9 protein-coding genes are annotated in these 12,001 nt (G+C 69.3%); all 9 read right to left on the bottom strand.

All coding sequences use genetic code 11. The features are described 5' to 3' along the window. Positions 1–18: 18 nt before the first annotated feature. The 9 genes from NI1_RS22730 to NI1_RS22690 all read right to left on the bottom strand — a co-directional run bounded on the left by NI1_RS22730 (position 19) and on the right by NI1_RS22690 (position 11,881). Positions 19–1,332, bottom strand: coding sequence for a glutamate-1-semialdehyde 2,1-aminomutase (locus tag NI1_RS22730; protein WP_067824477.1), 1,314 nt, complete (start codon positions 1,330–1,332; stop codon positions 19–21). Beyond that, on the bottom strand, positions 1,325–2,596 hold the full coding sequence (locus tag NI1_RS22725; RefSeq protein WP_067824476.1) for a GNAT family N-acetyltransferase: 1,272 nt from the start codon (positions 2,594–2,596) through the stop codon (positions 1,325–1,327). Before NI1_RS22725 ends, NI1_RS22730 begins: the two co-directional genes overlap by 8 nt. Continuing rightward, positions 2,593–3,969, bottom strand: a complete 1,377-nt coding sequence (locus tag NI1_RS22720; RefSeq protein ID WP_067824475.1) for a glycosyl hydrolase family 28-related protein — start codon at positions 3,967–3,969, stop codon at positions 2,593–2,595. The genes NI1_RS22725 and NI1_RS22720 overlap by 4 nt, the downstream gene beginning before the upstream one ends. Next, complete coding sequence (locus NI1_RS22715; protein ID WP_067824470.1) at positions 3,966–5,261, bottom strand: tyrosine-protein kinase domain-containing protein; 1,296 nt, start codon at positions 5,259–5,261, stop codon at positions 3,966–3,968. Before NI1_RS22715 ends, NI1_RS22720 begins: the two co-directional genes overlap by 4 nt. Further along, entirely contained in the window at positions 5,252–6,664 is a 1,413-nt protein-coding gene (locus tag NI1_RS22710; RefSeq protein WP_157535275.1) for a hypothetical protein, read from the bottom strand. The genes NI1_RS22715 and NI1_RS22710 overlap by 10 nt, the downstream gene beginning before the upstream one ends. Positions 6,665–6,752: 88 nt before the next feature. Continuing rightward, entirely contained in the window at positions 6,753–7,757 is a 1,005-nt protein-coding gene (locus NI1_RS22705; protein WP_067824466.1) for a CgeB family protein, read from the bottom strand. Next, the gene (locus NI1_RS22700) at positions 7,754–9,043 is read right to left on the bottom strand and encodes a lipopolysaccharide biosynthesis protein (protein WP_067825231.1); all 1,290 of its coding nucleotides are present in this window, start codon (positions 9,041–9,043) and stop codon (positions 7,754–7,756) included. The genes NI1_RS22705 and NI1_RS22700 overlap by 4 nt, the downstream gene beginning before the upstream one ends. Before the next feature lie 574 nt (positions 9,044–9,617). Next, positions 9,618–10,829 carry a glycosyltransferase family 4 protein gene (locus NI1_RS22695; RefSeq protein WP_067824464.1) on the bottom strand — a complete coding sequence of 404 codons (1,212 nt, stop codon included), beginning with the start codon at positions 10,827–10,829 and terminating at the stop codon, positions 9,618–9,620. Next, complete coding sequence (locus tag NI1_RS22690) at positions 10,826–11,881, bottom strand: glycosyltransferase family 4 protein (RefSeq protein ID WP_067825229.1); 1,056 nt, start codon at positions 11,879–11,881, stop codon at positions 10,826–10,828. Before NI1_RS22690 ends, NI1_RS22695 begins: the two co-directional genes overlap by 4 nt. Positions 11,882–12,001 lie beyond the last annotated feature (120 nt).

The following is a 12,001-nucleotide window of genomic DNA, read 5'->3' as shown; positions in this document are numbered from 1 at the left end:
GTCCGGGGTGCCGCACGGTCAAGCGCGGCGGGGGGCGGCGTGGCGGCGGAGTGCGGGGGCTACGGGGCGGCCGTTGAGGAGGCCGTCGACCGAACCCTGTTCCAGGGCTTTGCGATAGACGGCGGCGGCTTCGCGGACCGCTTCGAGGGTGTGGTCGATATCGGCGTCGGTGTGGGCGGCGGAGGTGACGAAGGACTGGCCGAGGACGCCGCGGTCGAGGAGTTCTTGGAGGAAGAGGGTGCGGAAGGGCTGGGAGGGTTCGCCCGCGGGGTCGCGGGTGGCGTACACGAGGCAGGAGGGGCGGCCCAGGACTTGCAGGTGCTCGCCGATGCCGAGGTCGGCGGTGATGGCGGCGACCCCGGTGGACAGGCGGATGCCGGCGGCCTCCATGCGGCTGACGGGGTCGGTGGTGCGATAGGCGTCGACGACGGCGCGGAAGGCCGCCAGCGCACCGGTTTCCGGGCCGTGGGTGGTGGAGAGCAGGAAGACGCGGTCGGCATCGGTGCGCAGCCCGCCCAGTTCCATGTATTCGCGTTTGCCGGCGAGCGCGGAGATGGGGAAGCCGTTGCCCATGGCCTTGCCCCAGCAGGACAGGTCCGGCACTACGCCGTAGATCGATTGCGCGCCGCCGAGCGCCCAGCGGAATCCGGTGATCATCTCGTCGAAGACGAGCAGCGCACCGTGCCGATCACACAGCGCCCGAACGCCTTCCAGGAAGCCGGGGGCGGGTTCGGCCAGCGCGGTCGCCTGTTCGAGGATTACGCACGCGATGGTCCCGGACGCCAGCACCTCCGCGACCGATTCGAGCGAGTTATACCGGAAGCGCACCGTCCCCACGGCGGGAATCCCGGCGTCCATCTGCGTGGTGCCGATGAACCAGTCGTCGGTGGAAAAGAACGGCTGATCGCATACCGCCACCTGCTCGCGGCCGGTGACCGCCCGCGCCAGCTTCACCGCGGCGGTGGTGGTATCGGAGCCGTTCTTGGCGAACTTCACCATCTCCGCGCCCGGCACGATCGACAGGAAGTCCTGGGCCGCAAGCATTTCCAGCTCGGTGGGGCGGGAGAAGTTCACCCCGTCGGCGATGGTCCGCGCGACCGCCGTCACCACCGGCGGGTACCCGTGCCCGAGGGTGACCGACCGCAATCCCATCCCGTATTCGACATACCAATTGCCGTCGGCGTCCCACACCCGGGCTCCGGCCCCGCGGACCAGGACCGGCGCCATCGCGTCGGGGTACTGGTCGGCCCCGCGCGCATAGGTGTGCGCCCCGCCTGGCACCAGTTCGTGCAGCCGCTCCTGAATCGCATTGCTGCGGCTGAAGTCACGCATGTTCGCTCCCGCTCGCCGTGATGGCCCACAGTTCGTGGTCGGCGCGCCGCCCGCCGGGTCCGATGTAGCCGCGCATGACGCCCTCCTTGTGCAGTCCCGCTCGCGCGGCGACCGCGGCCGTTGCGGTGTCCCCGGATTCGATCTCCGTGGTCACCCGGTACAGTCCGGCACCGTCGAACGCGTGGTTCAGCAGTGCGCGGGTGGCCGCCAGGCGCACATCGTCGTCGGTGTGGGCGGGGTCGAGCCGGATGTGTATCCGGGCATTGCCGTCGAACAGGTCGATATCGAACAGCCGGGCCCGGCCGACCGCGCGGCCGTCCACGTCGACGACCAGAAGCAGGCCCTGCGCTGAGCGGAGACCCGTTGTGCTGCGGGCGAATTCACGCCATCCGCCACCGGATGCCCCGGCCCCCACGTTACGGCGTCGCCGCCACCCGTGCACGATATCGCCGGGCCGCGGACTGCGCAGCACCGCACCGGGCCGCTCCGGCAGCGGCAGCGACAGCGGCCGGGCCGGGATCAGCCGCTCGATCCTCCGCCATGCCTGCGCTACCCGATAGCGGGCCGAAACCACCAGAACCGTTGCCGCACGCGGTGTTCGATCCACCGTGGGCAAGACCGCCGGCAGCACCGCACTGCGCCGCTCCAGCACCCGTTCGATCCAGGTGTCGGTGAATCCTTTCGGCGGTATCTCGGCCCGCGTCATGGCCCACAGATCATGATCGGACCGTTTGCCCCCGACATGGAAATGCATGGCCATCCGAGCCTCGCACCGGTATCCGATCTGCGCCGCCCCGTGCGCCGCCGCCGTATTCTCCGGCGAGATCGGCGCGATGATCCGCTCCAGGCCCAGCACATCGAAGCCGAAGTCCAGGATCATGGCGGCCGCCAGCCCGCCGAACCCGTGCCGCGCCATTTCGGCGTCGATCCAGATCCCCATCTCACCCTGCCGCGCGACCGGATCGATACTCCCGATCTCCACCTGCCCGGCGAACCGACCGTCGATCTCGATCACGGTGGCCAGCCGCCGCCCGGCCCGGGCATTGGTGGCCGCCTCCAGACACTCACGCACCCAGTATTTTTCGGTGTGCCGCCGGTGCCAGTCCAGCGGTGAACTGTGCCAGAACGGTTCGATCAGCGCCCGGTCGCGCAACCGCAGCCGCCGCCACTGCGCGTAGTCGGCGAAGCGCGGCGGGCGCAGCACGAGGACGCTGCCGTGCAGCCGTACCGGTCCCAGCCGCACCCGTCCGAGTCCGGCGCTCACGCGGTGGGCCGCTGCTTGCCCAGCGACGAGGTCTTCACCGCTCCGTCGGTGCCGACCGACAGCCGCCAGTAGGTTCCCGCTTGATCGCGTAGCACGATTCCCCCCTCGCTCCGATCGGATAGAAATGCGCCGCTGGACAATACGGCCGAGAGCACGCCGCCGTCGCGGTCCTGCGCCTGCACGATGTCGGTGTCCATCCGCCCCGCCTGCGCGACCATGGTGCCGGAGAAGCGGGCCCCGTGCACCCGTCCGCGCCCGATCACATGCCAGCCTTCGGGGAACGCGCGCGGATCCACATCCTCGTAATTGCCGGAGATGAGATTGACCGCGGTGCCCTCCGGTACGCCCTTCTCGTCGATGCGTACTTCGATGGGCGGTGCGTTCAGATCCGGATCGAACTGCACGTTCGCCAGATACGGCTGCCGGCAATAGATCAGGTCCAGGCACACCTTGCGCGCCGCCACCTTGCAGTTGACCATGCCGAATTGTGCGGGCCCGCCGCTGGGTGACCCGACGGACAGCGCCGTATCAGCCCCTTCGAACCACACATTGGTCAGCCACCAGTCATTGGCCGCACCGTCGATGGTGATGTGCTTCTCGGTGGTGCGCGGATCGGAGTCGGAGACGAATTCGACGTTGGTGAGCGCCAATCCGGCATTGTGGTCGCCGCCGGTGCCCAGCACTCCGACCAGGTTGTTGGTCAGCTTGGAGGAGGTCACGTAGTTCTGGATGCACGAGGTGACGATCCCGTACCCGAAGTTGTTGATATCGCAGTTGAGGACCGCGGTCCCGCCGGTGTTCCGGTCCATGACCAACCCGCGCTGTGCCGCGTACTTCGGCGCGTTCTCGCTCACATGATTCCCGCGCAGCACCACCGCGTCGAAGGTGCAGCGGAAGCACTCCGACAGCCGCACGGCCGTGGCTTTGGCGCCGGTGAGGTAGAAACCCAAGCGGGAGAAGCGAACCCGCTGCTTGCGTTGCAATTCGATGAGCGTCCCGTCGCCCTCGTAGTAAAGCGTGGTGACGTCCCCGCCGTCGCCGAGCACCGAGGCGTAATCGGGCAGTGCCGGAAAGGATTTCAGCAGGTACTGTCCCGCCGGGATGTAGAGCACCAGCGGCTTGTCGCCCACGGCCACCGCCGCGGCGAAGGCCGCACTGTCGTCGGTGCGCCCGTCGCCGACGGCCCCGAAGTCCTTCACATTCCGCGCCGACGGCTGATCGCTGACGTGCGGCGAGTGGAATTCGGTCCCGCCCGAATCGGCCGAACCGCACGCGGCGGCGAGAGGCAGTACCGCGGCCGCCCCCAAGCCGGTGGCCAGCAGTCGCCGCCGCCGTACCTGTTCGTCCTCGAGCCCCCCGCTCGATCCGGTCACCGCTTCACCAGATCGAGTGGCTTGCGCGCGATTTCGCGCAGCCCGCCGGGCGGCCGCGAGAACACCACGACCCCGATGAGCCGCTTGTCGTCCGCCCCGAAGGTGGCGAGCGCCCCGCGCACCTGATTGGAGGTGGTGCCGCCGAGTTCGATCACTCCGACCGCGGCATCGCACTGGCGGGCCAGCGCGATGGCGTCGGCCGCCGTCGTCACCGGCGCGGCCTCCACGATGATGTAGTCGAATTCGCCGCGCAGCTTGGACATGATGGCGGCGAAGCGTTCGGAGCCGAGCATGTCCGGGGTGCGGAAGTCGGGCCCGCCCAGCGGCAGGAGGCTGATCCCCGCCTCCGGCCAGCTCGCCACCGCGTCGAACGGAGAACCGTTGGTGCGCAACAATTCCGAGAGCCCGGTCCGGGCCGGGACGGCGCGGCTGGACCCGTGCCCGGTGGTGTCGGCGTCCACCAGCACCACCTTCGCGCCGGTGTCGGCGAAGGTACGCGCCAGCCCGATCGCCACATCCGGTTCCGAACGGGTGCCGAGCGAGCTGAACAGCACGGTGGTGCGGTCCGGGTCAGCGGTGAGCCGGGTGCGCAGCCGCCGCAGTTCGCCCGCCGCCCCGGGCCGCCCTTCGTCGATGATGCCCAGGATCGGCACCGGCACAACGGCTTCCACATCCATCGAGGTGCGCAACCGCTTGTCGAGTTTGTCCCGCACCAGGGCCGCACCCAAGCCCAGCACCAACCCGGCCAGCAGGCCCAGCACGTAATACCGCGTCTTCTGCGGTCCGCTCGGCTGACTCGGCGTCTGCGCCTTGTCGATCACCTCGGCGCGCGCGGCGGGCGCGGCATCGGATTGGATGACCTCCAGTTTGGAGACCAGCGCCCGGAACTGCGACACCACTTCGTCGGTGAGCATGCGCGCCCCGTTCGCGGTGGAATCCTTGACCGACACCACGATGATGGTGGTGGCCGGCGGCGAGACGGCGGTGATCCGGCTGCGCAGATCATCGGCCGAAACGGTCAGTCCCAGCTGATTTTTCACATAGGTGGCCACGGTGACGCTGGTGACCAGGTCCACGTACGAGCGCACCCGCTGCTGTGCGGCCAGCCCGCCCTGATAGGAGTCGTTGACGGAGGTGCCGGTGGCCATCGAGACGTACACCGAACTGGAGGCCGTATACGTGGTCGGCAGCGTGCTCGCGTACCCGGCGGCCGCCGCGACACAGACCACCACGCCGATCACCACGATCAGCCAGCGCCGCCGCAGCAGCCGCCAGTAGTCGATCAAACCCATTGCGCTGTCCTCGTTTTCCCGGATGCCGTCGATCCGGCGCCGATGGGAATCGGCGCCCGCACCAGTTCGTCCACCCGTCTGCGGTATTCCCCGACAATGAGATAGGCCATCCAGGCCAGCACCGCGGCCTGGAGGTATTTGCCGAGCGTCTCGACGGTGCCCAGGACGCCGCGCTCGAACAGCACCGGCACCTCGATGAGGGCCAGGCCGAAGATGGGCAGCGGGAACCAGCGGGCGTAGAGCGAGTGGATCCACACCAGCAGCAGCGCGAAGGTGACGGTCACCCCCACGGCCACCCCGAAATACCCGCCCAGCACATAGCCTTCGTTGATATTGCCCTCGGCCAGCGATACCGACACCGTCGACATGTCCACCGAGCCGCCGCGCACCTGTTCGGCCCAGGCGGCACCGGACCGGAACTTCTCCGCGCCGAGCAGCTGGGTCGGAACCAGGCTCTGCGCGGCGTGGGTGGCGACCTCGCCCGGCGTCAGCCAGGAGCTCGGCCCGGCGAAGGCGGCGTCGGTGGCGGCTTCGAGCAGGTCGAAGCGGCGCAGCAGGCTCAGGAACGGGTGCACCACGGTCGGGTACTGCGCATCCACCTGTGCCGCTTCGGCTTTGGCGGCCGAGTCGGTCTTGAGCGATTGCAGCCAGCCGAAGCCGCCGATGGCCAGCCCGGTGATGGCGAAGACGCCGACCACCTTGACCCGGGTCCAGCCCAGCATGGCGAAGCGCACCGCGATGGCCAGCGCCGCGCCCATGACCGGCGTCTTGGATTGCACGGTGGCGGTCCACAGCAGTTCGCCGCAGGTGAGTGCGGCCAGCATCAGGGCGGTCAAGCGGGCATTGTCGTTGCGGTAGAACACGATCAAGCCGACCGAGCCGAGGGTGGCCAGAATGGTGATCAGGTTGATCAGCGGGTTGGGGCTCTCGAGTTCGCCGGCCTTGCCGACGCTGCCGGTGGCGACGGCGGCGAGCCGGCCCAGCGTGCCGACGCCGTAGAGCGCGATCAGGGTGGCGGCGAAGGTGGGGTCGCCCGCGAAATGCGGTATGCGCGGGGCGATTTCGGTACCGACCGGTCGCGCCGCACGGGCTCGCGTCCACACCGCGTAGGCCATTACCAGTCCGGCGTACACCCACAGCCCGAACACCACCGGCTGCATCACCATGGCGATGCCGTCGTCGTACCCGAACTGGTACAGCCGCGGATCCGGGACATTGTCCCCGAAGTGCGGTTCGGGTTTCACCCACAGCAGCACCACCGGTCGCGCCACATACGACAGCGACCAGTGCGCGGTCTGTGCGATCAGGAACACCCGGGCCACGCCGGGCAGATACATCGCCGAGACCACGATGGTCGCCAATGCGGCGGCGACGAGCGCCACTTCGGTTTGCGCAGGGGCCATCACGTGTCCTCCCTCACCCGTATGTCCGCCCGCGCCGCCCGGTCGTTACCCCGTGGCGCGTCCGTGTCGCGTACCGGAGTGTCGCCGGTCATTCCAGTGCGTCGACGATCTCGCGGGCCCGGTCCACATAGCGGTGTGCGCCGCCGGTGATGCGGTGATATCCGGCCTCGGCGACCTTGGCCGCCTGCTCCGGATGGCGGCGGCAGCGGTCGAGGATCTCGCGCAGTTCGGCGGGCCCGGAGAACAGGAAGCATTCGGATCCGTCCTGCAACAGCTCGGCGTGCTCATCGGTGCGCTCGCCCACGAAAAGGCCGCCGGCGGCGGGGACTTCGAAGGTGCGGCAGGTGTGGGTGTCGCGATTGTCGGAGTTCAGCAGCACCAGGTTGGCGGTGGTGGCGGCGACCGCGGCGGAGAAGTGCTCGCCGTAGACCGCGCCGCCGATCTCGGCGCCGGTGTTCCAGAGCGGTCGCACCCGCCGCCACCCGGGGCCGCGTAAGAGCATGTCGCCCTGGTATTCCCGGGCCAGGGCGATGAGCAGATCGCGGCGGTCGGGGCGGACCGCGCCGATGAAACCGAGCAGGAAGCGCCGTGCGCCGCGCCGGGCCGTGAGGTGGTGCCAGGCCGGATCGTATGCGCTGCGAACGAATTTCACGTGCCGGGCCCCGCGGGCCGCGAGTTCGGCGACGTTGTGCCATTTGGTGGTGACGATGAGGTCCCAGGCCGATTCGTGGGCGAGGTAGTCCGGCGAGGTGTTGTACGGATTCGACACATCGTCGGGGCTGTAATGCACGCGCAGACCGGCCGGTGTGCTGAGTAGCCGCTGCTGATCCAGGTGCACCGATTTGAAGGCGAACAGCACATCCGGCGCGAAATCCGCCGCGGCGCGCTCGATCTCGTCGTGCAGCGCGGTGACATCCCACGGCGCGCGCCGATGCGCGAACTTCGAGTACACCCACGGCGGCGACAGCCGCGCGGGTAGCGTGACCGCCGTGGTGTCGACGACCACCACCTCGTGCCCCGCCTGCCGGAAGCCGTCGGCGAGCGAGCGCGCGTTACTGCCCACCCAGTCGTCGCCGACGAACAATATCCTCATGCCAAGTCCCCCTTGCCCATGAGCACGGTGGCCGGACCGGATCCGGACGCCCCACTGCGCACCGCCCGCTCCCGGACGATGAGCCACCGCACTCGGATGATGTACCACAGCGCGACCCCGATTTCGGCCGAAACGGTCCCATAGACGAGCGTCCAGACCGATTGGGTGCGAACGGCGTACGCCAGCGCGGCCGCCGCGATGCAGGTGCCGATGATCGCGCCGACGAGCACGCCGACGGTATCGTTCTTGACCGGCAGGATCGCGGTCGTCACGTACGAGGTGACGGTGGTGGCGGGCAGGATGAGCACCTCCAGCCGCAGCAGTGCGATCGCGCCGTCGAAATCGTCGCTGTAGATGAGATGGATCAGCATCGGCGCCACCACCCAGACGCTCGCCGTGGCCAGGCTCGCCACCGCCACGACCGCCACCAGGGCCTGAATCGAATTGCGCCAGAAGTGATCGTGCGTGCGGCGTTTGGCCATCCGGGGCAGCAGCGCGAATCCGATGGGATCCAAACTGGATTGGATCGCCCGTACCAGCCGGTCACCCGCCGAGTACAACCCCAGCGAGGCCGCATCCAGCACCGCCCCGTAGATGGCCGCCGACCCCTGCCCGTACCCCGTGACCAGCAGACGCGAGGTGAAAACCGGTGCGGCCATTCGCATCATCACCTTGACGCCGTACGGCCTGGCCGGCGGGCCGTAGTTGCGCACGGAATCCCACCAGGTCAGCGCGACGGTGGGCACCGAAGAAATCAGCAGGCACAGTACCGCCGTGGTGGCCGTCGGAAAGTGCGGCAGCAGCACGACCAGCAGCACCAGATACACGATCCGCCCCACGCCCTGATACCCCGTGGACGACCCGAACCGCCCCTGCCCGATCAGCAGCCAGTCCTCCGACACCGACCAGAACCCGCCCGCGAACAACCCGAGCAGCACCATGTGCAACGGCGGCGGCACCCCGATGACAAGGCTCCCCAGCAGCAGCGCACCGATCAGCGCGACCGTGGCCGACCTAATGGCGAGGTACGTCCCGCGCAGCCGATTGATCTCCGCCCGGCCGTGATCCGCCTCGTGCACCCGCGCCGCCAGGAACTGGGTGATCCCCAGATCCACCAGCAACGACCCGATGAAATACGACGACATCCCGATGGCCAGCAACCCGGTCCCGTGCGGCCCCAACGTCCGGGCCAGCAAAGGCACCGTCACCAACGTGATGACGTACTGCCCGTACTTCCCGAATGTCACCAACGCGATATCCCGCAGAATCCCCCCGAGCCCGCCCATTCGCTGCTCGACCGGTTTGCGGTGCCGCCCGTGCTCCAGTGGAACCGTTGGGGCCTCGGGATTCTCGGCCGACGGCGCATAGGCGCCGGTGCGGTCGCGCAGCTGTACGGGTGTGGCGGATTCCAACCGTGCCGCGTGCCTCTCACGCGCGACGGCGGCATCCGAGTCACCTTGCGGGGGAGGTGTGTTCGACGGCGGTGCGCTGCGGCGCGATGGGGATGCTTCCGGCGGTATCCGGGGCGACCGCTCGGTTTTCGGCGGCGCGGTATCGGTGTCCGGATAGACCGGCCAGCTGGTTTCGGGTGCTACGGCAGGGAAGCCCATGGGACTGGTATTCGGTGCCGCGAAGTACGCGGTGTTGTGGCCGTCGAAATCGGAGGGATTTGCCCCGGAATCGGGGTGTGCCGGAGCGGCGGCGCGATCCGGCCGGTCGGGTTCGAATGCCTCGGCGTGCGGGTCGGCGGGGGCGAGGCCGCGGCGCATCACCCGGCGCTGGCGCAGGCGGCCGATGGTGCGCAGAGGAGTGGTGGGGGGATCGTAGCGGGGTAGGCGTTCGGTGGGATCGTCCACGGGGTCACCGTCTTCCGGGCAGGCCGCCCAGGAAGGCGGTGACGGTGCGGGCCGATTCGGCGACGTCGAAGTCGCGGGCGCGGGCGCGGGCGGCGTCGGCGAGTTTCGTGCGCAGTTCCTGATCGGCGATGAGGGTGTCGAGGGCGTGGGTCAGCTGGGCGCGGTCGCCCGCTCGCACCAGCAGGCCGTTCACGCCGGGATCGACGATCTCCTCCGGACCGCCGGGACGGGTGGCGATCACCGCGCAGCCGGCGTGCATGCCCTCCACCACCACCTGGCCGAAGGGTTCGGGCAGCACCGAGCAGTGCACCAGGATGTCGGCGTAGCTCAGGTAGGACTGCGGGTCTTCGACGTGCCCGGTGAAGACGACCGGCAGATTCAAAGCGGTGGCGTGCATTTCGAGCTCGGCGCGGTACGGCTCCTCATCGAAGAAGGTGCCGCCGACGAGGTAGACCGTGCGCGGCTGGATCCGGACGTCGGCGAGCGCCCGCAGGAACACGTCCTGGCCCTTCCAGGGCGCCAGCCGCCCGACCACGGCGATGACCGTCTCGGCGGCGGGGCGCTGCGGCTCGTCGATCCGCCCCGGTTCGGAATCGGCTGTGGCGCTGCTGTTTCCATCGCCGCGGTGTAGCTCCGCGATCGAGTCGCCGCAGCGGAATCCCGCGTGGTCGGGGAACTCGACGCCCGGATAGGCCACCAGCGTGCGCCGCCCCCGCGTGTGCAGCGAGGCCAGCGTGCCTTTGCTGTTGGCGATGTAGCCGTGCGCGACGACCCAGCCCAGCAGTCGCAGCGCGAACGCGAGCCCGCGGCCGAAGTAATCGGCCGAAATGCGGTCGTGCACATGCCAGATCAGCGGAACGCGCGCCCGGCGCGCCGCGACCGCGCCCATGAGCAGCGCCTTGGAGCTGCCCGCCACCACCACGGTGCCGTCCAGCTCGCGCACGGTCTCGCCCAGCCGCCAGCCGAGCCGGATCAGGTTCACGCATCCGGTGACCAGGCTGCGTATCCCGGCCTTGTCGATGGTCATCGCGCGCGAGTCGAAACCGCTGGTGACCGAATGGGTTTCGATGCCGCGTTCGGACATTCGCCGCAGCATCGGCCCGTCCTCGGTGTACACCACCGCCGCGCTCCCGGCGGGCATGGCCGACACCAGGCGCAAGGTGGCCAGTTCCGCCCCCGACGGAGCCGCCGTGTGCGCCAGGAAAACCGCCTTCATACCCGTCCTCCGCCGGCGAGCTCCGCGTAGACCTCGTGATGCCGGCGCGCGGCGGTCGCCCACGAGAAGGTCTCGGCGTGCGCGCGGCACTGTTTCGCACCGGGGCGAGTGCCTGCCAGTCCGGCATCGAGCCGGGCGGCCAGCGCGTCGGCATCACCGGGCGGAACGATCAGCGAGGCATCCAATTCCCTTACCGAATCGGGCAATCCGCCGCAGTCGGAGACGATCGGGGCGCGGCCCGCCGCCAGCGATTCGAGTGCGATCAGGCCGAATCCCTCCAATGCCAGCGACGGCACCACGGTCAGCTCCGAGCGCACATACAGCTCGGTGAGCTGCTCATCGCTCACGGCTCCGGTGAAGACGATCGAATCGTCCCCGCGCGCCAGCGCCCGCAATTCCGGTTCGGCCGTACCGGTTCCGACGATCACCAGCCGGGCATGCGGATGCGCGGCCCGTACCGTGGCCCAGGCCCGGATCAGCACATCGATGCCCATCCGCCGTTCCAGCCGGCGCACACACAGCACCACGCCGTTCTCGGTCGCGGGTTCGGGGGAGGGGAAGCGCTCCAGGTCCACCCCCGGCGCGATCACCCGGACCTTCCGTTCGGGCACCCGGTACTCCTCGATCAGCAAGCGCCGAAAGTGCTGGGACAGCACAATGAATCGATCGGCGCGCAGGTACCGCAACCGCTCCACCAGGTACTTCGCGCGCACCGCGCGCGCACTCTCGCCCGCCAGCCGGCTCTCGCCCGCCCACGGCCCGTGAAAATGCACCACCAAGGGATGTCGTCCCAGGGGCGCGGGACCGTACAGGCAGAAATGCCGATCCAACACCGTTCCCGGGCGCAGCTGCGCGCGATCCAGGAACGCGGTGCGCGCCCGATCCAGGGTCGAGCCGCCGGTCGGCCCCCAACTACCGCCGCCGTCGGGTGCGACCCCGAAAGCCTTTGCGGCGACCTCGATTTCCCCGCTCGCGGCCAATGCCGCGTGCAGGTCCGTAAAGTATCTGTTCAGGCCCCCCGGAGCCGCTCCGAACCACTCCGACCCGGTCATGTACACCCGCACCGGTCGTGCCAACACCCTCACCCCCGGGTCGGTCAGCCACGCTCGAGCCTCGATCGCGACCCGAACGCCCTTGCAGCGCAAGTGTATGCCAATCCGCGCAGCTGGGCG

This window comes from Nocardia inohanensis NBRC 100128 (genome assembly GCF_001612945.1).
GTDB classification, from domain to species: Bacteria; Actinomycetota; Actinomycetes; order Mycobacteriales; family Mycobacteriaceae; genus Nocardia; species Nocardia inohanensis.
This window is presented reverse-complemented; position numbering and strand designations above follow the sequence as displayed.

Coding starts and splice junctions, on each gene's coding strand:
- NI1_RS22690 (WP_067825229.1), bottom strand. CDS start 11,881: ATGACCGGGTCGGAGTGGTTCGGAGCGGCTCCGGGGGGCCTGAACAGA.
- NI1_RS22700 (WP_067825231.1), bottom strand. CDS start 9,043: ATGGGCGGGCTCGGGGGGATTCTGCGGGATATCGCGTTGGTGACATTC.
- NI1_RS22710 (WP_157535275.1), bottom strand. CDS start 6,664: ATGGCCCCTGCGCAAACCGAAGTGGCGCTCGTCGCCGCCGCATTGGCG.
- NI1_RS22705 (WP_067824466.1), bottom strand. CDS start 7,757: ATGAGGATATTGTTCGTCGGCGACGACTGGGTGGGCAGTAACGCGCGC.
- NI1_RS22715 (WP_067824470.1), bottom strand. CDS start 5,261: ATGGGTTTGATCGACTACTGGCGGCTGCTGCGGCGGCGCTGGCTGATC.
- NI1_RS22695 (WP_067824464.1), bottom strand. CDS start 10,829: ATGAAGGCGGTTTTCCTGGCGCACACGGCGGCTCCGTCGGGGGCGGAA.
- NI1_RS22730 (WP_067824477.1), bottom strand. CDS start 1,332: ATGCGTGACTTCAGCCGCAGCAATGCGATTCAGGAGCGGCTGCACGAA.